This window comes from Pseudoalteromonas sp. 4NS20-0020 (assembly GCF_057554385.1).
Genome location: NZ_BAAJMI010000002.1, coordinates 437,644 through 459,831 on the forward strand (window position 1 = coordinate 437,644; position 22,188 = coordinate 459,831).

The 22,188-nt window shown below is 39.2% G+C and carries 20 protein-coding genes; 6 read left to right on the plus strand and 14 right to left on the minus strand.

Annotation, left to right across the window (positions count from 1 at the left end; genetic code table 11):
• Positions 1–7: 7 nt before the first annotated feature.
• Together ppnN and AC27JL_RS05945 are read right to left on the minus strand one after the other, a co-directional pair.
• Positions 8–1,351 (minus strand): nucleotide 5'-monophosphate nucleosidase PpnN, encoded by a 1,344-nt coding sequence (gene ppnN, locus AC27JL_RS05940; RefSeq protein WP_039037389.1) that lies wholly within the window; start codon positions 1,349–1,351, stop codon positions 8–10.
• 71 nt (positions 1,352–1,422) lie between these two features.
• On the minus strand, positions 1,423–2,958 hold the full coding sequence (locus AC27JL_RS05945; protein WP_487195073.1) for a GGDEF domain-containing protein: 1,536 nt from the start codon (positions 2,956–2,958) through the stop codon (positions 1,423–1,425).
• Positions 2,959–3,162: 204 nt separating this feature from the next.
• On the opposite strand from AC27JL_RS05945, the gene AC27JL_RS05950 reads away from it, so the two are divergent.
• The 3 genes from AC27JL_RS05950 (at position 3,163) to AC27JL_RS05960 (ending at position 8,888) form a co-directional block, all read left to right on the plus strand.
• The gene (locus tag AC27JL_RS05950; protein WP_487195074.1) at positions 3,163–4,944 is read left to right on the plus strand and encodes a M61 family metallopeptidase; all 1,782 of its coding nucleotides are present in this window, start codon (positions 3,163–3,165) and stop codon (positions 4,942–4,944) included.
• Between the two features lie 155 nt (positions 4,945–5,099).
• Positions 5,100–7,187: an EAL domain-containing protein gene (locus AC27JL_RS05955; protein WP_487195075.1), complete on the plus strand. Its 2,088-nt coding sequence runs from the start codon at positions 5,100–5,102 to the stop codon at positions 7,185–7,187.
• A gap of 429 nt (positions 7,188–7,616) precedes the next feature.
• Positions 7,617–8,888, plus strand: coding sequence for an O-acetylhomoserine aminocarboxypropyltransferase/cysteine synthase family protein (locus tag AC27JL_RS05960; protein WP_487195076.1), 1,272 nt, complete (start codon positions 7,617–7,619; stop codon positions 8,886–8,888).
• Between the two features lie 8 nt (positions 8,889–8,896).
• On the opposite strand, the gene AC27JL_RS05965 is transcribed toward AC27JL_RS05960, so the two are convergent.
• The 11 genes from AC27JL_RS05965 to hisG form a co-directional block, all read right to left on the minus strand.
• Positions 8,897–9,703 (minus strand): glycosyltransferase family 25 protein, encoded by an 807-nt coding sequence (locus AC27JL_RS05965; RefSeq protein ID WP_487195077.1) that lies wholly within the window; start codon positions 9,701–9,703, stop codon positions 8,897–8,899.
• A gap of 63 nt (positions 9,704–9,766) precedes the next feature.
• Positions 9,767–9,952, minus strand: coding sequence for a DUF1289 domain-containing protein (locus AC27JL_RS05970; protein ID WP_006793440.1), 186 nt, complete (start codon positions 9,950–9,952; stop codon positions 9,767–9,769).
• A 2-nt stretch (positions 9,953–9,954) separates the two neighbouring features.
• The gene (locus AC27JL_RS05975) at positions 9,955–10,485 is read right to left on the minus strand and encodes a hypothetical protein (RefSeq protein WP_487195078.1); all 531 of its coding nucleotides are present in this window, start codon (positions 10,483–10,485) and stop codon (positions 9,955–9,957) included.
• 119 nt (positions 10,486–10,604) lie between these two features.
• Positions 10,605–11,219, minus strand: coding sequence for a bifunctional phosphoribosyl-AMP cyclohydrolase/phosphoribosyl-ATP diphosphatase HisIE (hisIE, locus tag AC27JL_RS05980; RefSeq protein WP_006793442.1), 615 nt, complete (start codon positions 11,217–11,219; stop codon positions 10,605–10,607).
• Positions 11,210–11,989 carry an imidazole glycerol phosphate synthase subunit HisF gene (gene hisF, locus AC27JL_RS05985; RefSeq protein ID WP_058429250.1) on the minus strand — a complete coding sequence of 260 codons (780 nt, stop codon included), beginning with the start codon at positions 11,987–11,989 and terminating at the stop codon, positions 11,210–11,212. Before hisF ends, hisIE begins: the two co-directional genes overlap by 10 nt.
• Entirely contained in the window at positions 11,971–12,705 is a 735-nt protein-coding gene (locus AC27JL_RS05990) for a 1-(5-phosphoribosyl)-5-[(5-phosphoribosylamino)methylideneamino] imidazole-4-carboxamide isomerase (RefSeq protein WP_305398761.1), read from the minus strand. The genes hisF and AC27JL_RS05990 overlap by 19 nt, the downstream gene beginning before the upstream one ends.
• Positions 12,706–12,738: 33 nt before the next feature.
• On the minus strand, positions 12,739–13,329 hold the full coding sequence (hisH, locus tag AC27JL_RS05995) for an imidazole glycerol phosphate synthase subunit HisH (RefSeq protein ID WP_004586382.1): 591 nt from the start codon (positions 13,327–13,329) through the stop codon (positions 12,739–12,741).
• Positions 13,326–14,387 carry a bifunctional histidinol-phosphatase/imidazoleglycerol-phosphate dehydratase HisB gene (gene hisB, locus AC27JL_RS06000; protein ID WP_006793446.1) on the minus strand — a complete coding sequence of 354 codons (1,062 nt, stop codon included), beginning with the start codon at positions 14,385–14,387 and terminating at the stop codon, positions 13,326–13,328. Before hisB ends, hisH begins: the two co-directional genes overlap by 4 nt.
• Positions 14,384–15,493 carry a histidinol-phosphate transaminase gene (hisC, locus tag AC27JL_RS06005; RefSeq protein WP_487195079.1) on the minus strand — a complete coding sequence of 370 codons (1,110 nt, stop codon included), beginning with the start codon at positions 15,491–15,493 and terminating at the stop codon, positions 14,384–14,386. Before hisC ends, hisB begins: the two co-directional genes overlap by 4 nt.
• Positions 15,483–16,784: a histidinol dehydrogenase gene (hisD, locus tag AC27JL_RS06010; RefSeq protein WP_487195080.1), complete on the minus strand. Its 1,302-nt coding sequence runs from the start codon at positions 16,782–16,784 to the stop codon at positions 15,483–15,485. The genes hisC and hisD overlap by 11 nt, the downstream gene beginning before the upstream one ends.
• Before the next feature lie 5 nt (positions 16,785–16,789).
• Positions 16,790–17,689, minus strand: a complete 900-nt coding sequence (hisG, locus tag AC27JL_RS06015) for an ATP phosphoribosyltransferase (RefSeq protein WP_487195081.1) — start codon at positions 17,687–17,689, stop codon at positions 16,790–16,792.
• 406 nt (positions 17,690–18,095) lie between these two features.
• On the opposite strand from hisG, the gene AC27JL_RS06020 reads away from it, so the two are divergent.
• Positions 18,096–18,344 (plus strand): hypothetical protein, encoded by a 249-nt coding sequence (locus tag AC27JL_RS06020; RefSeq protein ID WP_487195082.1) that lies wholly within the window; start codon positions 18,096–18,098, stop codon positions 18,342–18,344.
• Between the two features lie 22 nt (positions 18,345–18,366).
• On the opposite strand, the gene AC27JL_RS06025 is transcribed toward AC27JL_RS06020, so the two are convergent.
• The gene (locus AC27JL_RS06025; protein WP_487195083.1) at positions 18,367–19,317 is read right to left on the minus strand and encodes a GlxA family transcriptional regulator; all 951 of its coding nucleotides are present in this window, start codon (positions 19,315–19,317) and stop codon (positions 18,367–18,369) included.
• Positions 19,318–19,512: 195 nt separating this feature from the next.
• On the opposite strand from AC27JL_RS06025, the gene AC27JL_RS06030 reads away from it, so the two are divergent.
• Positions 19,513–20,136: a transglutaminase-like domain-containing protein gene (locus tag AC27JL_RS06030; protein ID WP_487195084.1), complete on the plus strand. Its 624-nt coding sequence runs from the start codon at positions 19,513–19,515 to the stop codon at positions 20,134–20,136.
• Between the two features lie 129 nt (positions 20,137–20,265).
• A complete protein-coding gene (gene yoaA / locus AC27JL_RS06035) occupies positions 20,266–22,182 on the plus strand; it encodes a DNA repair helicase YoaA (protein ID WP_487195085.1) in 1,917 nt (638 codons plus the stop codon).
• Positions 22,183–22,188 lie beyond the last annotated feature (6 nt).

Consider the following 22,188-nt stretch of genomic DNA (forward strand, 5'->3'; position numbering starts at 1 on the left):
ATACGACTCATGCTTTTATTTTGTAACACGGAATATACTTACTACCAGGAAGTTTCATACGACCTTGATCAACAAAAGCCTGTAAAAGTACATCCATATCTTGCATTAAGGCAGGCTCGCCGCTGAGAGTATAAGGTCCATGTTGTTTAATAGCGCGTACACCCTCATCTTTAACATTACCCGCAACAATACCTGAAAATGCACGTCGTAAGTTTGCTGCAAGCTGTTGTTTTGGTTGATCCAAATGTAGGTCTAAGCTTGCCATATTTTCATGTGTGGGTGCAAAAGGCTGCTGAAAATCGTGATCAATTTTAAGCGTCCAATTAAAGTAATACGCATCGCCTTCACTTTTTCTATACTCGCGTACATTGGCCATTTTAGATTTTAGCTTTTGACCTACTAAACTCGGATCATCAATAATCACTTCAAATTTGTCTAATGCTTCTTTGCCGAGTGTCATTTCGATAAATTCACAGAGTTTTTCAAAGTAATCTTTGCTTTGTTTTGGTCCTGTTAAAATAACGGGCAAACACTGCTTTTCGTTATCTGGATGCAATAAAATCCCTAGTAAGTACAATAGTTCTTCGGCAGTGCCCGCACCACCTGGAAAGATAATAATTGCATGAGCTGTGCGTATAAATGCTTCCAACCGTTTTTCTATATCTGGCAAAATAACGAGTTCGTTTACTATTGGGTTAGGGGGTTCAGCTGCAATAATGCTGGGTTCTGTTAACCCTAAATAACGATTGTTTTTAATACGTTGTTTAGCATGGCCAATGGTGGCACCTTTCATTGGACCTTTCATTGCCCCAGGTCCACAACCAGTACAAATATTCAATCCACGCAAGCCAAGTTCATAACCCACTTGTTTGGTGTACTTGTACTCAGTTTCGTTTATTGAATGTCCACCCCAACAAACCACCATATTAGGCTCGCTGTTTACACGAAGTGCATGCGCATTTCTGAGCATATCAAACACCATATGAGTTATGGCTTTTTGTTCTTGCAGGTCTTTTTCGTACTTTTGACAAATAAATAAAATATCGCGAATAACTGAAAATATATGTTCGTGTATACCGGTGATTATTTCACCATCTACAAAGGCTGTTTTTGGAGGGTTTTCAAGTTCAATTTTTATACCGCGCTCTCGGCTGAGCAAGCGAATATCAAAATCTTTATACTTGTCGTATATTTGCGAACTTTCGTCTGTGTGGCTGCCTACATTGAGTACCGCTAACACACAATTTCTAAATAATTTATAACGTTCGCTGGTAGAAGATTGTTCTAATAAATCAACCTCTAACTGAGATAGTAAATCTAATACACCAGTTGGGTTTAACTGTATTAACATGGGCGTACTCCTTGCTATTTATGTAAATTACTACTGAGTCATACATTCACAATATTTATAATCGAATGACATTATTTACTTATACAAAGGCGGTCTCTACCTGTATTTTTGGCCTCATACAGAGCGTCGTCGGCTCTATCAAAAGCTTTAATCGGCGTATCCCCTTTTTTTAATTGTGTAGCACCTACGGAGATAGTTATTTCAATTTGCTTGTCTTTAAATTTAAAAGGGATGTTTTTTATAACCTTTCTGAGTTTTTCAAGCGGTGCAACTGCATTATCAACAGTGGTTTCGCTCATTAATAGGACAAATTCTTCACCGCCATATCGCGCTATAAAATCAGATTTTCTTATCGATTTTTGTAATGCTTTCGCAATAACTTGCAACGTTATATCGCCAGCTGTATGGCCAAATCTATCGTTTATTGACTTAAAGTGGTCAACATCGATGACAACCAGCGTAACATTTGATTGCTGAACATTAAATAAATGCATTTCGTGATTGTAACGTTCGTCAAAAGCGGCTCTATTAGGTAATTTTGTTAACCCGTCCAGCAGGCTTTTAAAACGTTGATCGTTTAAGCGTTTTTTGTATTTTGTAAGCTTTGTTTCAAGCGTGCCAATACGGCCATTAATCTCATTAAAACTAGATAGAAGTATTTCTCTGTCTTCGCGTTCTAGTTTTTCTTTTGCCATAAAGTCTTGAGTTAACGACTTTAACTCATTATCAACAAGCTCTTTTAATGATGAAATAGAAGTCGCAGATTGTGTTTTTTCGTTTAAGCTTTCTATTTTACTTTTAATACTTTTATTTAGGTTTTCAAACTCAGTCCCCATTGAGGTTGAGTGCTTACTTGTAGCGACTATTGATTTGTGTAGTTCTTCAATTGTTTGGTTAAGTGACGATAAAAAGCTTTGCGCTGATTCTCGTTCTTTATTTATATTTTTAACAACAACAGTAATTATATTTATGGCCGTATCGAGCAAAGACCCTAAATTATCGCTTTCAGATATAATGCTTTTAATACGTTTAATTTCTACAGTTGCTTCATCTTCAAGAACTAAGTCGTTAGCGAGTTCAAGCAGCTTTTGTGCTAGTGCAGGCGTGGCCTCACAACTAATATTGCTATCAGCACGTAGCTTTGTGTTTAACGCCTGATGATAAAAGCTTATTAATTTTTCTAGTAGCGGAATAAAGTCATGAGTGGAATGGACGTTATTCATTTCGTGATCAAGTAAGTTTCTTAACGAGCGGCGTGTACCCTCTGGCAAGCCTTTGGTTTTTTGTAGTTGTCTGCCAGCAGATAAAACACTTTCTTGCAGGTCACGTTGCTGCGATAGTTGTATGGCTTCTTGCTTTTTTAACAGCTCTATTGTTTCGTCGATTAAAGGAGATAAATCATCAAAACCAACGCCTTTGTTTAATGCGCTTCTAAAGTTAGCAAGTCTGTTATCAAGTTCCGTATCTAGACCCTTACAGGCTAAAGATAATTTAGATGAGAAAATAGAAAGGGTGTCTACTTGATGTTTTCGCGCGTCTTCAAGTGCCATGCGCGCACCAATTGCTTGTTTAAGTTTTTTCTCTGTAGCAGTAGATTTTTCTGACACCTAGGCAAGCCACCATGATTTGTAATTTTATTATTCTAAGTCTACAACAAATTTATATTAAGTGTAGTTATCTCGGTAAAAACTCTATAATTTTATTAACCTAGTGCGTACAAACTCGTATACATGAGTGTTTATCGCTTTTAATTCACATTTAAATGTACGCTTGTTAACCTTGAGCACAATTAAGGTCTTAATTAGGTTTCTATGAAAAAGTTATTAGTTTTATCAATTTGTGCTGCGTTATCTGCATCTGCATTTGCAGATGTTAACTACTCATTGAATATTGACGAGCCTCAACATCATCTTGGTGATGTGCGCGTTCAATTCCCTAAATCAGCACAAGCCCATCTTGATATTAAATTACCTTCTTGGCGCACCGGTCGTTATGAAATACTAAATCTTGCCAATGGCGTTCGTTACTTTAACCCAACAGATAAAGAGGGTAATCCTTTAAAGTGGGAAAAAATTGATCACAGCACATGGCGTGTTCACATTGATACACCAACAGAAGTAAGTGTTGGGTATCAGGTCTATGCAAACGAGCTTGGTAAACGTGCTCGCCATATTGATGATAGCCACGCTTTTATAGACGCTTCTGGCTTTTTTATGTTTAGCGAATCATTTCGACAAGAGCCTGTAACGGTTAATTTAGATGTTCCAAAGCAGTGGCGTTCAGTATCTGGAATGGATAATTTAGCTTCTACTCATTCGTTCAAGGCAGCTAATTACGATGTGCTTGTGGACTCGCCTATAGAAACAGGTATTAACCAACTTCACTCATTTAACGTTGATGGACGTGAGTACGAATTAGTTATTTGGGGAGAGGGTAACTACGACGTTGAATTAATGCTGCGTGATCTTAAAAAGCTAGTAACAACCGGTAATGTAATTTGGGATAGTTACCCATATGAGCGCTATGTATTTATGGTGCATGCTACCTCTGGCGCTGGTGGTGCAACCGAGCATTTAAATTCGACCATAATTCAAAGGCCGCGTGATCGATTTGGCTCTCGTGAAGATTATTTAGGTTTCATAAGCACAGCAGCTCATGAGTTTATTCATACTTGGAATGTAAAAGCATATCGTCCAAATGGATTGGTACCTTACGATTACACCAATATGAATTACTCAAAATTACTTTGGATTGCAGAAGGCTCAACAAGCTACTTTGAGGATCATTTATTAGTGCGTTCAGGCATTGAAACGACAGATGAGTTTTTTAAAGGCCTAACAAAAACCATAAATCGACACTTACAAACACCAGGCAGAGAAGTTCAAAGTGCCAGTGAAACGAGTTTTGATAAATGGATTAACCAAGGTGGTGATCACGGACGCAACTACAGTACCAACATATATTCAGAAGGCTCATTGTTATCAATGGTACTTGATATTGACCTACTAGAAAAAACAGCGGGTAAAGTAAGTTACCGTGATGTGCATAAAGCACTATATAACAATCATAAGTTACCAGCGGGCTTTGATGAAAAAGACGTACTAAGCATTCTACAAAACCTGACAGGTCTCGATTATTCAAATTGGTGGGAAGAGCATGTCGACTCACCTGCAAATATTAATTTTGACGAGTTGCTTAACAAAGTAGGTTTGATTTTTGAACGACCGAAAGGTGCTGAGGCTATTGCCAGCATAGATGCAGTGGCTAAAAATACCGGCCAGCTTTTAACATTAACGCATGTTCAACGCGGTGGTAGCGCGTGGAAAGCAGGCTTAACAACTAACGATAAAATTGTAGCTATTAATAAGCTCCATGTTAATAAAGATTTAAAGTCTAGCCTTGAGACGTTTAAACCTGGTGATAAAGTGGTTATTGACTTTATTCGTCGTGATGCATTACAAAGCCTCACATTAGTATTAACTGAAAAGTTTGATAAACCTAAGAAGGCAACTGCTAATTTACAAGCAAGTGAGAAACAAAAAGCCCTTTTCAAAGCTTGGATGGGTGTTGAGCATCCTAATGATACTAAATAGGATTTAAAAATAGTAATAAAGGAGCTAAGGCTCCTTTTTTATTGCTCCAACAATTAATAATAAACCTAAGCTTATTTTTTAAATATATGTGTATGGAAATTCAACAATTAACTTCTATTATAAAATAAGGAAATTTTAAAGGAGATAGTCACAGCATGACTGCCAACTCAATTGTAAATCAATTATCTAAACAGTTTGTTACTAACGATTCATTGCACCAATTATTTGAAAGTGTTAATTCAATCTCAGTGCAAGGTTATGATGATCAAAGACGAGTTGTGTATTGGAACAAAGGGAGTGAGCTCCTTTATGGCTATAAACAAGAGGAAGCACTTGGAAAGAAGCTAGAAGAACTGATAGTACCAGCACCTATGAGAGACATGGTAATTGAGGCTCATACAAAGTGGATCAATGAAGGCGTAGCAATCCCTGCTGCAGAAATATTACTTAAACATAAAAATGGAACTGACATATACGTTTATTCAAGCCACGCAATGTTTGAAAATGAATTTAAAAACAAGCAAATGTATTGTATAGACATTAATTTGTCGGATGTAAAAAAAGCCCAAGCTATTGCCACATTTAAAGAGCAAATGCTAAAAACCATTTTTGAAGCAATCCCAGACTTGCTTTTTTTAATGGACTATAACGGAATAATTATCGATTACCATGCTAATAATCAAGATGCCCTCTATGTCTCCCCTGACCAATTTGTTGGTAATAATATGCTTGATATTTTACCGAAGAGTGTTGCTAAAAAGTTTGAAGTTTACATAGAAAAAGCAATTGAACAAGATGAAATTGTAACGTTTAAATATGAGCTGTCCGTTCCTCAAGGGCAGGTGTATTTTGAAGCAAGAATTAACAAAGTTTTAAAATACGACCAAATAATGATAATTATCCGAGATATAACCGAACAACACCAATCAGAACAATTAATACGAAAACAAGCATATTTCGATAGCCTTACACAATTACCAAACCGTTTACTCGCTCTTGACCGTTTATCACAGCTAACAGTTGAAGCGACTCGTAATGATGAAAAAGCAGCGGTATTTTTCTTAGATTTAGATGATTTTAAAAAAATTAACGATTCACTAGGTCATGAAGCAGGCGATAAAGTTTTAATTGAAACAGCCAGTCGTTTACAAAGGGCATTAAGAAAAGCTGACACAATCGGTCGCTTAGGTGGCGACGAGTTCATTATTTTGTCAAAAGGAATTTCCACTCAACAAAATGCCGTGGGTATTGCCGAAAAACTCCTGCAAAATTTTCGAGAACCTTTCACAATTGAGGGGCGAGAGTTAATGTTAACAATTAGCATTGGGGTAGCAATGTTTCCAGATAACGGCAAATCTGTGTCTGACTTATTAAGAAACGCCGACACGGCAATGTATCAAGCCAAAGCTCTGGGTCGAAATACATACTCGTTTTTTACTAATCAAATGAATACTGTAATCCAACGACGCTTAACAATAGAAGAGCAAATGCGAGGTGCATTGCAGCGCAATGAATTCATTCTTTATTACCAACCGCAATTTGATGTTAAAAAGAACGAAATTATAGGGGCAGAAGCATTACTCAGGTGGCTAAACCCTGTACTAGGAAGTGTGGCACCAGATGAGTTTATCCCTATTGCAGAGAAAACAGGCGTGATCATATCTATTGGTGAGTTTGTTATTAAAGAGTCACTTAGTTTACTCAAACGATGGAAGAACGTAGAACAGCTCAACAGAAATTTTTCAATTGCAGTAAATTTATCTCCTAGTCAATTTAAAGATCTGAGCCTATTTAACTTTATTAAAACATCGTTATCAAATGCGAATATTGAACCTCAAAGTCTTGAACTTGAAATTACAGAAGGTGTTTTAATGAGTGGAGAGTCCAGCATTACTGACACATTAAACGATATAACAAATTTAGGGGTTATATTGTCAATGGATGATTTTGGCACAGGTTATTCCTCGTTAAGTTATTTAAGGAAGTACCCGTTTAATGTACTAAAAATAGACCGTGGTTTTATAAATGGGATTACAAAAAATAATGAGGATTACAGTTTAGTAGAAGCAACAATTGCCATGTCACATGGTTTAGGTTTAAAAGTTGTCGCTGAAGGCGTAGAAACAAAAGAACAACTCACAATATTAAAAGAACTTGGTTGCGATCTAGCTCAAGGATATTATTTTAGTAAACCAATACCTGAGCAGGACCTCATTGATTTTTCGATACGTTTTTATAGTTAACTTGCAGTAAACCTTGTAACGGGCGCGATGTAACTACCGTGTTTAAATAACATTTTTTAAATGGTTTTCTAATTCAAACATAAATCGATTTAAGACCACTTTTAATTTATTACTTCCATATATAGCAGCATGAGCCAGTATTTGTTGGGTTTTGACTGTGTCATCGCTCTTTAATCGGTCGAGTTATATCAGCACTTCACATTCAGCGTCTGCTATGTATTGAGGTGATAATTTAATAGACAATAAGAATTAACAAGTTTAGTTCATACACTAGTATTAGCTGGTAAGTGCTCTAAAATAAAATCAACTAGTTTAATCATAAATTTGTATTTATTGACTATATTATCTCTTTATTTTGTTTTTATATTTTTACGTGCATTTAATTACCCTTAAGTGGTATGTTTTAATAATTTACTAAAGGGATTAATTATGAAATTAGAGTCATTAGCACTGCACCATGGTTACGAGTCTGAAGAAACCACGAAATCAGCAGCAGTACCTATTTACAATACCTCATCCTACACGTTTGATAACACGCAACACGGTGCAGATTTATTCGACTTAAAAGTACCTGGTAATATTTACACCCGCATAATGAACCCTACTAATGCCGTGCTTGAACAGCGTGTTGCTGCAATGGAAGGGGGCATTGGCGCGCTGGCGGTAGCCTCGGGCATGGCAGCTATTACCTATGCGATTCAATGCTTATGTGAAGTAGGCAGTAATATTGTGAGCACCAGCCAAGTATATGGCGGTACGTATAATTTATTTGCCCATACATTACCCCGCCAAGGTATTGAAGCGCGTATGATTAAGGCTGATGACTTTAGCGCATTCGAGGATGCGATTGATGACAACACCCGCGCAGTATTTTGTGAATCTATCGGTAACCCTGCAGGTAATATTGTCGATATTGAGCGTTTAGCTAAGATTGCTCATGGCAAAGGTGTCCCACTTATTGTTGATAATACTGTGGCTACACCGTATTTATGCCGGCCATTTGAGCTAGGCGCCGATATAGTGGTTCACTCACTGACAAAGTACATAAACGGGCACGGTACAGCTATTGGCGGTATGATTGTTGATTCAGGTCAATTTGATTGGAAAGCCAATGCCACACGCTTTGCAATGATGAACGAGCCCGATCCGTCGTATCATAATGTTGTGTATACCGACGCGTTTGCTGAAGCGGCTTTTATAGGTCGTTGTAGAGTAGTGCCACTGAGAAATACCGGTGCAGCACTTGCGCCTAAAAACGCATCTGACATTTTAATCGGCCTTGAAACCTTAGGCTTAAGAATGGATCGCCACTGTGAAAACGCGCAGCAATTGGCTGAGTATTTAGAAAATCACTCTAAAGTGCTTTGGGTTAATTACGCGGGTTTAACATCAAGCCCTTATAACGCAATGAGTAAAAAAATTACCAGTGGTAAGGCCTCAGGCATTTTAAGTTTTGGTATCGCGGGCGGACTTGATGCAGGCACGCGTTTTATTGATGCGCTAAATATGATCCTGCGTTTAGTTAATATTGGCGATGCTAAATCGCTGGCTTGTCATCCAGCATCAACCACGCACCGCCAATTAAATGATGAAGAGCTTGCAAGCGCAGGTGTGAGCCGCGATTTAATTCGCCTATCGGTCGGTATTGAAAACATTGCTGACATAATTGCGGATGTAAGCCAAGCGCTCGATAAAGCATAGTTATACAATTAAGGACCTTGCGTGAGTAAAGAAGGTGCTTTTGTAGCGCCTTTTTTATTAGGTTTAATTTGCTTGGTTTGTTTTATAAATGCATTTGTATAAAGTTTATTTAAAACACCGCTGTGTAATTGTTGAAACTTACGCCTCAAAAAAGCTTTTTTAACCTTGGTTTTAGTAGCGCAGCTTGCAATATCGCTCTGTATGTCTGTATTTTGCGAAACAGGGTATGGCATAAGCGAAAAACCATTTACGTGGGTTTCCCAAATATGTTGTAAGTCGCAATCTATAGGGCGGCCAAATTGAGCTGTGGCTTTAAGTAATTGCTTAGCCCCTTCATAGCTTATTGCTGTGGCGCAGCAGCCGGTCATTAGTTTTTTATGTATGACTAATCGCTGGTGGTTATTTAGGTTTTGCTGATAGGCAATAGGGCGAGTGCGGTTTTCATAGGCTGCGAGTTTAATAAGTTGCCAGGGCTGGTTTAACTGCTCAATATTTTTAATCGCATTATGAATGCTGTCATCAATATAAAAATCATCCTCTAGCACAATCGCGTATTTTAATTTCTCATCAACTATTTTTTGCCATGCTTTACGGTGGCTTAAATAGCAGCCAATTTGGCCATTGCTTAGCGGATAGTGATACTGTTGTTTATTCAATTGCGGGCTGTAATGAAGGTACTTTTGTAGTGTACTCAATTGTGCGCCATCTACGGCATCAATACGTTCAAATGGCAAGTTAACACGTGCCAGTTGCGTTTGAGTATTTGCGAGTCGCTGCGTTGAGCGCGCTAAGTTTATTACAAATAATGCTGCCATAATGTTCACCCCCTAGCGTTTTCAGCAATACTAAAGAGGGGCTGTTACACGCAAGTGGCAAATTTATGGATTTTTTAAGTCAGCTCGCGGCTGTGCTAAAATGGCGTTTTTTTCTTCTTGAGAGAGAATGATCCAATCAAATATTTCTTCATTAGTTCGACCGCACCCAGTGCAATAACCGCTGCGACGTTCACATATGCCTAAACAGTCGCTTTTTAATTTAGATGTGTTTTTATTCGTTTTTCGCATTATTAAAATCCTAACGGTGGAGCAATTTCAAAGCGAGTAGAAAACCCATTACCTTCTTGATTTGTAGACAGTGTAATAACCGGATTTTTAGTATCAAGTACAAAGGTGTTGTAAATTGAACTGGCTGTTTCTTTTTGGCTTTCAAACCAACCTGTTTTTGATAGGCATTGGCGTAACTGTTCAGCAAGTGTTTGATGCGAATTTACTGCATGCGTTTGCGCTTTAACAGGTGTTTGGCATTGGTAACTTACTTGCTCAGACTTATTTAAAGTAATTGTACAGGCAGATCCAATGATATGAGTATTAGTGTGCCATTGGTTTGAAAACGGGTTATTCACATTATCTGTTTTGATTGAATTAAAACCAAACTCATAACCATTTATTAGTTTATTTATGCTGCTACATTCATCGGATGTGACTGTGGTTTTTACAGACTGATTCGTTGTAGTAGCTTTGGTTGTAGTCTGATTAGTTTTGCTTGTACAGCCCGCTAAAATAAACACGATAATAAGAAGGATAATATAGTTTTTCATAGTTCACAGTAACCGATAAATTGAGCCATGCACTATAACACACATCATTTATTCAACTAAAAGGGAAAATAAAAAGGCCCATAAAATATGAGCCTCTTTTTAATTTACTTTAGCAGGCGCTATTTATGGCGACCTTGTAGGCATTTTACAACGTCTTCTAGGGCTAAGCCTTGGCGTTGTAGTAATACAGTAAGATGATAAATTAAATCAGCCGATTCGTTAGTAAGCTCATCGTTATCGTGTTTCATTGCGGCAAGCGCTACTTCTACGCCTTCTTCGCCCACTTTTTGACAGCTACGGCTTAAGTCTTTAGCAAATAATGAAGCGGTGTAGCTTTTTGCTGGGTCATCATTTTTACGCTCAACAATCACATCTTCTAATTGTGCTAAAAAGCTTAGGCTAGGTTTTGCATCATCACCAAAGCAGCTTTGTGTGCCTAAGTGACATGTTGGGCCTTCTGGGTTAGCCAGTACTAAAATTGAGTCGTAGTCACAATCGGTATGCACCGATACTACGTTTAAGTAGTTTTCTGATGACTCACCTTTGGTCCATAAACGTGACTTTGAACGCGAGTAAAAGGTTACTTTGTTACTTTCAAGCGTCGCTTTTAGTGCTTCGCTGTTCATAAAGCCTTGCATTAAAATAACACCAGAGCGAGCATCTTGAACAATCGCAGGGATCATTTCGCTTTTAGCAAAATCTACTTGAGTTTGGTTTTGTTGTGTTACTTGCATAGTCTTGCTGCCACTTGGTTATCAGTTAAAAATTGTTTTAATTCGCCAATGTTAATCACATTTTTGTGAAAAACGCTTGCTGCTAATGCGCCATCGACTTCGCTTAGTTTAAATACATCAACAAAGTCTTGCATGCTGCCTGCACCGCCTGATGCGATTAAAGGAATATTACACAATGCGCGCATTTTACTTAGCTGTTCATTGTCGTAACCGTTGCGTACGCCATCTTGGTTCATACAGTTTAAAACAATTTCGCCTGCGCCTAAGTCTTGTACGCGTTTAACCCATTCCTCGGTTTTGTAACGTGTACGGCTTGATGCATTAGGATCGCCGGTTAATTGATACACTAAATACTCGCCGGTCACTTCATCGTAAAAGCTATCAATACCTACAACAACACATTGCTTACCAAATTCATCGTGTAGCTCTTTTATAAGCTCAGGGCGGGCAATAGCAGGGCTGTTAATACTTATTTTGTCAGCGCCACGCTCTAGTACACGTGCTGCATCGGCTACCGATTTAATACCGCCAGCCACACAAAATGGAATATCGATGTGGCGGGCAATGCTCTCTACCCAATTTACATCAAGTAGGCGTTTTTCAACACTTGCGCTGATTTCATAAAAAACCAGTTCATCGGCGCCGGCATCGCTGTATGCTTTTGCCATTGTTAAAATATCGCCCACTATTTCGTGGCCTTTAAATTTAACGCCTTTTACTACTTGGCCGTCTTTTACATCTAAACACGGGATTATGCGTTTTGATAACATGCCAACGCCTCCTCAACACTAAATGCGCCATCAAGTAGTGACTTACCTAAAATAACGCCACCTACACCAAGATCTTTAAGCTTTTTAATGTCATCAAGTGAACTTACGCCACCCGAAGCTTGCACTTTAATGCTGCTGTTATGGCGAGTTAAATCTTCGTAAAGCTCAAACGATGGGCCAGTCATGGTGCCATCTTTACTGATGTCCGTACATAAAAAGTCAATAACGCCCAAGCTTACATAAAAATCTACAAGCTCAAGTAAACCAAACTCAGATTCACTTAACCAACCATGGGTTGCAGGAGCCCAGCCCGTGGCTGTTTTATTTACATCAAGGGCAATAACAAAGTGCTCTGCGCCAAATTGTTCTATCCAGGCTTTTACTTGCTCGCGTTTTTCTACCGCCATTGAACCAATAACAACTTGGTTAGCACCGGCTTTTAGCCAATCGCTTACATCCTGCTCTGAGCGAATACCGCCGCCCACTTGATACGGTACGTTAAGCGCTTTAGTTGCAGCTTGAATATGTTGCCACTGTTTTTTACTTGGATCGCGTGCGCCTTCTAAATCTACAAGGTGCAATTTACCTGCGCCGCTATCGGCGTATTCTTTTAAACGTGCGCCAAGCTCAAAAGGGTAAAACTGAGCGGTGTCGTACTTACCTTGGTATAAACGAACAATTTGATTTTGTAATACGTCTAATGCTGGAATAATCACAAATAATCTCTTTATTGTTGGTTAATGGGCCGTTTATAACTGCCAATCAACAAAATTTTGTAATAAACGTGTGCCTACTTTTGCACTGCGCTCTGGGTGAAACTGCATGCCAGCGTAGTTGTCTTTTGCAACAATGGCTGAAAAGGTTTGGCCGTATTCGCCGCTTACAAGTGTTGCATCGTTTACGGTGTGCGCAAAGCTATGTACAAAGTACACTTGCTCGTCTTGTGTTAAGCCTTTGGTAAGTGCATGCTCTTTATTTACGCTTAAGTTATTCCAACCCATATGCGGCGATGTTAAATTGCCAACATCAAGGGCTTTTACTTGGCCTGGTATTTTACCTAAGCATTGTACGTTACCTTCTTCGGTGCTTTCGCACAGTAACTGCATACCTAAGCAAATTCCCATAAGTGGGCGCTGGTATTCGTTTATAGCTTGTTGCCAGCCGTTATCTACAAGGCGTTTCATGGCAACAGATGCATGTCCAACGCCTGGTAATATTGCACGCTCAAAGCCGGCTAATTGCTCTGGCGAGGTAATGACCGTTGGCGTTTGACCTAAGCGTTCAAAGGCAAAGCGTACTGAATTTATATTGGCACACCCGGTATTAATTATGGCAATCATAAACATCCCTTAGAGCTGGCTGTTTGTTGGGTCGTGTCTTGTGCTACTGCCATACGAAGGGCACGTGAAAACGCTTTAAATAAGCCTTCTACTTGGTGATGACAGTTACCGTCGCTGACCGATAAAATAAGGCTAATAGCGGCATTATCGCTTAAGCTTTTGAAAAAGTGCTCCACCATTTGTACGTCTAAATCGCCTGCTTTTTCGCGGCTAAAATTAGCGTTTAATACAAACGAAGCGCGCCCCGATAAGTCAATTTGTGCTTCAGCTTTACATTCATCCATAGGTAGCGCAAAACCATAGCGCGCTATTTGCGATTTAGTGCCAAGCGCTTGTTTAAGCGCAACACCTAGGGCAATACCTATGTCTTCAACAAGGTGGTGCTCGTCTATGTGTAAATCGCCTTTCGCTTTAATATTTAGACCAATGTTGGCGTGGGTGCGAATTTGATCAAGCATATGATCAAAAAAGCCAAGGCCTGTTTCGATACTACCGTTTTTAGTTTGATCTAGGTTTATGGCTACATCAATTTGGGTTTCTTTGGTGTTACGCGTAACACGGCCTTCGCGATTGGCAGTTGTAAGCTTTGTAACAATGGCAGGCCAGCTGCCATCATACAAAATGCCTTCACAACATAAATTTTGAGCAAGGCCAATATCGGTTTGGCGATCGCCAATTACATATGAACGTGCTAAATCAACTTTGCCAGAGCGCATAAGCTCAGTTAATAAACCTGTTTTAGGTTTACGGCAATCACAGTTTTGCTCGTCAAAGTGTGGACAAATCAATACTTCATCAAAGCTAATGCCTTGGCTTTGCATTATGTCCATCATTTTATCTTGGGCTATGTCAAAGTCAGCAGTCGGGAAGCTGTCTGTGCCTAAGCCATCTTGATTCGATACCATCACTAAACGGTACCCTGCGGCTTGTAACTGTAATAAAGCCGGGATAACACCAGGTAAAAACGCTAATTTTTCTAGGCTGTCTACCTGTTTGTCGGTGATTGGCTCTTCAATTATGGTGCCGTCACGGTCAATAAATAAATAGGGGTTACTCATGATAGTTCTTGTCCTGATAAAAGAGGTGAGGTTGCTGGCTTATCAAGGCCATCTAACCAAATTTTTACTTGCTCAAGTTCTTGCTCATTACCAATGGAGATACGTAGCCAATCGTCTTCACCGTATAGGGTAAACGCGCGCATCACTAAGCCTTGTTCAAGTGCTACTTTAAAGTAGTTTTTGTCGGCTAATTTTAAGGTAACAAAGTTACCTTCACCAGTGAGAATTTTTAATGCAGCAGGGGATGCGTTTAACCACTGTACAAGCTTAGCCTTTAAACTATTTAAAATAGTCACTTGGCGGCGCATTGATGTAATTGCATCAGGCGCTATGGCTTGTGCAGCAATACTTGCTACCACACCCGATACCGGATACGGCGCAATCACTTTACGAATAGGGGCCAGTACACTTTCTTGTGCAAGTGTAAAACCGGTTCTTAGCCCTGCAAGTGCAAACGCTTTAGATAAAGTGCGCAGTACCACTACATTACTATATTTGTTAATCAGCGCTGTAGCACTTTGCTCAGGGCAAAACTCAATATAGGCTTCATCAACAATAACTAAGGCTTTACCGGCAAGCGCTGTTGCCAGTGCTTTTACTTTTTCAAGGGGGGTTAAGCTACCAGTTGGGTTATTTGGGTTACAAATAAACACCAGTTTTGAGCTGCCCACTGCCTCAACTATTTCATCAACACTGCCATCAAGTAATAGCGCTTGGGTTAAGCCATTGATTGCAACGTTATGCGTATCAGCGGTTACTTTGTACATACCGTAGGTTGGCAAAAATAACGCAATGCTGTCTTTTGCAGGTTCGCAGTAGGTACGTACTAAAAGCTCAATGCCTTCATCGGCGCCGCGCGTCATTAATACGTTTTCGCTTTCAAGCTCTGCATACGCAGCATAGCGGTCAATAACCAATTGCGGTTGTGGATCTGGGTAGCGATTTAAATCTTCAATACTCAGTTCAATATTTTTAGCGTACGGGCTTTCATTGGCATTTAACCACGTTGACCCTGTTAGCTTTTCACTTTTAGCAGAGCTGTAGGCAGCAAGAGCTGCAATATTTTGTGGTAATAAGCTAGTCGCTTGTGCGCTCTCATTGCTCATTTTTAATTGCCTCTAAACGAATTGAAACCGCATTTGCGTGTGCATCAAGGCCTTCTGCATCTGCTAGTGGTAAAATAGCTTTTGACAGCTGTGTTAGGCCACTTTTACTTATAGTTTGTACTGTGTAAGTGCGGAAAAAATCAAGCAAGTTTAAGCTTGAATAGGTTGCACTGTAACCGTAGGTAGGTAACACGTGGTTAGTACCCGATGCGTAATCGCCCGCTGATTCTGGCGTGTAGTCGCCAACAAATACCGAGCCTGCATTTTTTACTTTATCTAAGTAAGGCGTTGAATCTGCTAATTGCAAAATTAAGTGCTCAGGGCCATATTGCGCTGATACGTCAAATGCTTGCTCAACAGAGTCCACTAAAATAAGTGATGAATTAGCCAGAGCTTGCTCGGCTGTCTCTTTGCGGCTTAATTTAACAAGCTGACGTGTAAGAGCCTGCTGCGTTTGCTCAATGATACTTTCGCTGTTACATAATAAAATAACTTGCGAGTCTGCGCCGTGCTCAGCTTGCGAGAGTAAATCTGCCGCTATAAATTCTGGGTTTGCACGCTCATCTGCAATAACTAATACTTCAGAGGGGCCTGCTGGCATATCGATTGCCATACCAGGAATTGTTTGCGCAACAAGCTGTTTTGCCATCGTTACAAAGCTATTACCTGGGCCAAAAATTTTGTTCACTTTAGGCACTGATTCAGTGCCGTAGGCCATTGCGGCAATTGCACCTGCGCCACCACTTTCAATTAAAGTTGTAATGCCACATAACTTAGCTGCATATAATATCGCAGGGTTAATACTTTCATTACCTTGAACAGGGGTTGCAAGTACAACAGTTTTAGCACCACTTAATTGTGCAAGTACACCTTGCATAATAACCGATGATGGCAGTGGAGCACTGCCACCTGGTACATAAATACCCACAGCTTCGATGGCCTGATATTTAAGTTCACATTCAACGCCAGGTTGGGTTGATAACTTAATATCTTTAGGCAATTGCGCTTCGTGAAAACGTTTAACGTTTGCATAAGCGGTGTCAATTGCGTATTTAAGCTCTGCGCTTAGTGCCTGCTCTGATGCGTTTATTTCATCAAGCGGTACACGTAAACGAGGGTTAGCTCTATTATCAAACTTTTTAGCCATATCAAGTAAAGCTATATCGCCTTGCTCTTTCACATCGCTCATAATTGTTTGGCATATTGCTTCAACCTTTGCGCTGGCAGAAACCGCAGGGCGCATTAGCGCCGCTGCTTGTACTTGTGAAGATTCCTCATTCCAACGAAGCATGGTACTTACTCCATCATTTTTTCAATTGGCATTACTAAAATAGAGTTAGCGCCTAGGGCTTTAAGCTGCTCCATTGTTTCCCAAAATAATGTTTCGCTGCTTACCATGTGAAGCGCTACGTACTCTTCATTTCCAGCAAGTGCTAGTAGAGTAGGTTGGCCAGAGCCTGGTAAAATTTCGCAAATTTCATCAAGTTTAGTTTTTGGCGCGTGTAGCATAATGTATTTGCTTTCTTTTGCTTGTTTAACACCACGAAGGCGCGGCATAAGCTTATTGATTAGCGCTAGTTTGTCTTCATCTTGCAGGTCTTTATTTTGAATTAAACACGCGTTTGATTCTAAAATTGTATCACCTTGAATCAAGCCGTTCGCTTCAAGTGTTGCACCGGTTGAAACTAAATCACAAATTGCATCAGAAAGACCGGCACGTGGGGCTACTTCTACTGAGCCTGTAAGCATTACAGTGCTTGCATTAATGCCTTCGCGCTTTAACCACTGCGTTAAAATTTCTGGGTAGGTTGTTGCAATACGTTTGCCTTCAAACCAGCTTTTATCACGTGGGCCAAGCTCTTGTGGCCATGCAAGTGCAAGGCGGCAGTAACCAAAGTCTAGTTTTGCTAGTTTGCTAACTTCGCTTGTTACACCTTGGCGTTCACGTTCGGCTTGTACTTCTACTAGTACGTTTTCGCCAACAATACCTAAATCGCAAACACCGTCCATTACTAAGCCCGGAATATCGTCATCGCGCACACGAAGTACGTCAATTGGCATATTGGTTGAGTGTGCAATTAAGCGTTGCTCACGTAGGTTTAATTTAACACCTAGTTGCTTTAGTAAATCTTGACAATCTTTAGACAGGCGACCGCCTTTTTGGATGGCGATACGTAGACGATTTGTGTTACTCATTATTCATTTTCCTTTAATTTAAAAACTAAAAACCCCGAGGGGAACCTCAGGGCGAAAATGAATCAATGTGTTATGAATCGCCAGAGGTTCCTTTTAGGAATAACCTCTCAGCGAAAGACCTGACAGGTTATTCCGGTGAATGATGGTGATGATGTACTGTTGTCAGGTTTAAGCGCATTTTATTTCCTTTGTGCTGCTCGTTACTAACGTAACGCTCAACAAATATCTATTTTAATAAATTCGCGGTTATAAAAACATATTATGCATCACTATGGCAAGTGTTTTTTAAGCTTAATTAAAGCATATCTTATAACTGCCGATACTATAGATGTAACTGAATTAGTTTGTATTATATCAGCTGGTTGATTTTTGCTCATAACTAGGCTTTGGCTTTAAGGATTTATAAATGGATATAATGATCCCTTATTTGGGTAGAATAACGCGGCTGTCGCTTGAATCTAAAGGTGCATTCCATATTGCAGGTGTGCAAAGTAGCGCTGCGAGTGAAAAAGTGGAACTTGAAAACAAAAAAAAGAGAGAATTACAGAAAAAGAAAAAACTAAACGGTTTAAGTGACGAGACTCAACCATCAACCCATAAAAAAAGCGTTAATAAAGATGACGATGGTATTGAGCATTTAGACACATGGGCATAAATGCTCATAAAATTAAAACTTGTTATTCATTTTTACGCCACTTTGCGGGTGTTAGCCCTGTGTTTTTTTTAAACAGGCGGGTGAAGAAACTGCTGTTTTCGTAGCCTACGTTAATTGATATTTCGTTTACGGTTTTATCTGTAGACAGTAACAGTTTTTTAGCTTTGTCTATTCTCACTTCTTGCACGTACCTATTTATAGATATACCGGTTGCTTGCGTAAATCGCCTCTTTAAATTGCGCTCACTAAAATTAAAGTATTTTGCTAACTCAACGATTGTGATTACGCTGCTTGAGTGATTATAAATCCAGTCTTGCACTTCACTAATTTTGTCGTCTCTGTGGCTACTATATTTTGGTAATGCAAAATTTAACTTACCAGAGTCAGAAATAAGTAAATGTGTGGCACATTGCTGGGAAAAGCGATCGCCTTTGTCTTTTGCAACTATTTCTAGTAGTACACTTATTCCCGCCTCAAAAGAGCCCGTTGTATAGATACTTCCCATTTTTAAATACGATTTATGATTAATAAACTGGCAGTCGGGAAATAGTTTACTCAATGGTTTAACCAAACTCCAATGAGTTGCAATGGCTGTTTTATTTAACTCGCCTGTGGCGGCTAAAAAATAAGAACCAGTGCTTAAGCTGAGAATAGATGTACTACTATTTATTTTAGGTATTAACCATTCAATTATTAATATACTGCTAGAGGGCATACTCTTTAATTTAGAGCCCTCAATTGGTGGAATAATCACTAAATCATACGGTTTGTCAGAAAGCGAATTATCGGCAACAACAATTGAATTACTTGAGCTTGTTATAGGTGCACCGTCTGTCGTAACTATTTCTACGTTATAACTTTGAGGTAATGAATAATGCGAGTCGAGTAACGAAACAATGGTAAAAAAGTCTTTAGCTAATAATACGCTGACTGCCCAGCATCCCTCGTAGGCAATAATTGCTATATTTTTCATAATTTCATTTGGCCCAATCGGACTGTTAAAAGTACCCGTGAAGACATATTATTTTAATCTTTGTAAAAGTAACATTAAAACCTACTTTAAATAGCGATTATTTTTTAAGTAATTGTTTTAAATGTATTTTATTTAACATTAAATGCATTTTAAATATTTTAATTTATAAAAATCAGAGTCACAAAGGGGAATGGTTTGCAGCAGTATATACAAAATGATGCTTATTTTAATCAAAAGCACATTGAAATTAATAACTGGTTGATAAATGTTAAAGGCCATGACGATCGCACTAAGGCCGTATCAATTTATTATCTTGTAAGAGATGGAATTAAATATGATCCTTTTACACTTTTAGATGGGGCAAAGTCACTTAGTAGCGACTATTGCTTAGACAATAAAGCAGCATACTGTATTCCAAAGGCATCATTACAAATTGCATTGAGCCGAGCTATTAATATTCCTGCCCGCTTGGGTTTGGCAGATGTTCGTAATCATTTAAGTACATCTAAGTTAGACAAGTTACTAAAAAATGATGTGTTTACAATGCACGCTTATGTAGAGCAGTTTATTGAGGGAAAGTGGGTGAAATCGACACCTGCCTTTAATAAAGAGCTATGTGATCTCGTTAATATAAAGCCATTAGAATTTGATGGAGTAAACCACTCTTTATTTCATCAATTTACTGCTGACGGCGAAAAGCATATGGAGTATTTAAAAGATCATGGGCAATTTGCGGCAATGCCAACGGCACTTATTAACAAAAGTTGTGATCACTATTACCCGCATTTAGCTCTTGATTTTTCAAATATTGGTAAGTAAATATTTTATATGTATTGCTCCTTTTGCAGTCTTTAGTACTTAATTTTAATTTTTTATATTTTGTTAGGAGGGGGATTTGCTTGCCCTTGGTTACAGCCTTACGTAAAATCGCGCTATTGTTTTTAAAATGTGATTGCTGTTATCAAACAATTGTTTAGTGCAACCGGCCCCTTAGCGTTATCTTTTGATGGCTACACACCACGTCAACCGCAAATTGATATGGCCGTTGCAGTTGCCCAAGCGTTAAAAAACAGTTCCCAACTCGTTGTTGAGGCCGGCACAGGTACGGGCAAAACGTTCGCTTACTTGGCACCCGCGCTTAAGTCTAAGGGTAGAACAATTATTTCTACTGGCTCTAAAGCATTGCAAGAGCAACTGTATCATCGTGATTTACCTCAATTAGTAAAGGCACTCAGTGCTACAAAAAAAACGGCTTTACTAAAAGGTCGCGCTAATTACTTATGTACTTACAGGCTAAATCAACATGTTGCGCATGTGCCTACAGACGATCCCGATGTTATGCATCAACTTGCCATGGTTGCTAAATTTGCAAGTGAAACACAATCAGGCGATTTAGCTGATTGTATTGGTATAGAAGATGACGCCAAAGTTTTACCTTATGTGAACTCCACTGCAGATAATTGTTTAGGTAAAGAGTGTCCAGACTTTCAAGAGTGTTACATACGAAAAGCGCGTTTAACTGCTGCTGAAGCTGACGTTGTTGTTATTAATCATCACTTATTTTTTGCAGATATGGCTGTTAAAGAAAGTGGCTTTGCTGAATTGATGCCCACAGCCGACGCTTATATTTTTGATGAAGCTCACCAACTAAGCGAAATTGCCAGCGACTATTTTGGTGAAAGTGTAAGTACTAAAAAGCTGGTGGATTTAATTAACGATTTACGCGCTATATACCGAGCTGAAATTCCTGATATGTTACAACTGGGTAAAAGCTTGAATAAATTAGAGACCAGTGTAGCTGATTTACGCTTGCAGTTTGGTATCGATGGCAGTAGAGGTGATTGGCGAGAAAAGCTTAGCGATAAGCAAATATGTGCAGCACTGCATCGTGTCATTAGCGATTTGGACTTTGTTTATCAAGTACTAAAACTATGCTTAGACAGAAGCGATAAAATAGAACATCCGTTTGAACGGGCTTTAGTATTTAAAGGTCAATTAGAGCGGGTTTTTGATACAGCACAAACTGGTTTTAGTTACTGGTATGAGACAACACGGCGTTTTTTAACTATAAATATTACGCCGTTAAATGTATCGGCAAAATTTTCACAAATGATGCAAGACACCGGTGCTGCATTTGTGTTTACCTCTGCAACGCTTTCGGTTGATAATAAGCTTGACCACTTTAATGCAAGCTTAGGGCTAAAACCAGCACAAAGCATGATGGTTGACAGCCCGTTTGATTACCCAAACCAAGCATTATTGTGTTTGCCAAGATACTTGCCAGAATCGCATGCTGATAATATGCCTCATGCTATTGTAAAATTAACCCTTGAGCTTATAAAATCAGCGCAAGGGCGCTGTTTTGTGCTTTTTACAAGTTACCGTATGATGCATTTAGTTGCAGAGGGGCTCACAACGCAAATAGACTACCCCGTTTATATGCAAGGGCAAATGTCTAAGCGGATTATTTTAGAAAAATTTACCCGCCATGGTAATGCAGTTCTACTCGGTACGGCATCATTTTGGGAAGGGGTAGATGTGAGAGGCAGTACATTAAGCTGTGTTATTATAGATAAATTGCCTTTTGCAGCGCCAGACGACCCCTTGTTGCAAGCTAAAATGCAGGATTGCCAAATGCAGGGAAAAGACCCATTTGCACATATCCAATTACCACAAGCAGTTATTGCCTTAAAGCAAGGTGTAGGGCGATTAATTCGTGATAGCAAAGATAAAGGCGTGCTTGTTATATGTGATAATAGATTAGTAACACGCCAATATGGTCAAGTGTTCTTAAAAAGCTTACCTGCAATGCGTCGTACGCGAAGCTTAGAAGTCGCTAATACATTTTTACAACAAATTAATTAGAGTAAT